The sequence below is a fragment of the Protofrankia sp. CiP3 genome (genome assembly GCF_917627345.1).
In the GTDB taxonomy this organism is placed as follows: domain Bacteria; phylum Actinomycetota; class Actinomycetes; order Frankiales; family Frankiaceae; genus Protofrankia.
In genome coordinates this window covers 92881-93872 of the sequence record NZ_CAKJTM010000018.1, presented here as the reverse complement: position 1 = coordinate 93872, position 992 = coordinate 92881, and the positions used below count along the sequence as shown (strand labels likewise).

Sequence of the window (992 nt, the reverse complement as noted above, 5' to 3'; positions counted from 1 at the left end):
CTTCGCCCTCGACGCCGCTCGCGAACAGCGGGTCAGCCACCTGGTGTCCGCGGCCGGGATCCGCCACGGCGGCGTCGAGAAGGGCCACGACCGGGGCGTGGTCAGTATCTTCGGGCCGGTCCGGGCGTCCCGGCTCGCCTACCGCAACCGGCGCGAGGCGAACCTCTACCCGGCCGACGCCCGCTGGGCGTTCGCTGACGACGCCTACTCGCTGGGGATGCGCGCCCTGGCGGCCTTCCACCTCGGGACCAGCGGCTACGGGCAGGCCCAGGAGGTCATCGCCGCGAGGACCGGGGTCACCATCGGGCGCGCCCAACTCGCCCAGGTCGCGCGCGACCTGGCCCGCTGGGTCGGCGACTTCTACGACCTGCGCGCCGCCGGGGCCACGGACCTCGCCGACGGCGACGTGCTGATGATGCAGGGCGACGGTAAGGGCATCGCTGTTCGCCCCGAGCACCGCACCGGCACGAAGCCCGACACCACCCATCCCGGGATCAAGAAGATGGCCGAGATCGTCGCCGTCACGACCTTCACTCCCGCCGTGCGACAACCGGAGGACATCGCCGCCCCACCCGCCCGGCGCAAGGAACACCCCGGGCCGACCGCGCGGGACACGTGGGTCTCCGCGTCGATCATCGACGGCATCCCCGCCGTGATCGGCCGGGCGTTCGACGAGGCCGACCTGCGCGACCCCCTGCACCTCCACCAGCGGATCTTCCTCGTCGACGGCAACAAGCAGCAGATCACCGCCATCGGCGAGCACGCGAAGAAACGCGGCCTGAAGGTCCCGATCATCATCGACTACATCCACGCCGCCGAGTACCTCCGCAAGGCCGCCGTGCAGCTCAACCGCGGCAGGACGGCCACCGAGGTCAGCGAGTGGGGCGACGGGCAACTGCTACGCGTCCTGCACGGCCGCGCCAAAGCCGTCGCCGCGACCCTCGCGTCCCTCGCCGCGAAGCGGCGGAACAACCCACATACCCGCGACCAGG

General features: G+C 72.1%; 1 pseudogene. It reads left to right on the top strand.

Annotated elements, in window-relative coordinates:
- A pseudogene (locus MJ797_RS09730) lies at positions 1-992 on the top strand (hypothetical protein); the annotation flags it as partial.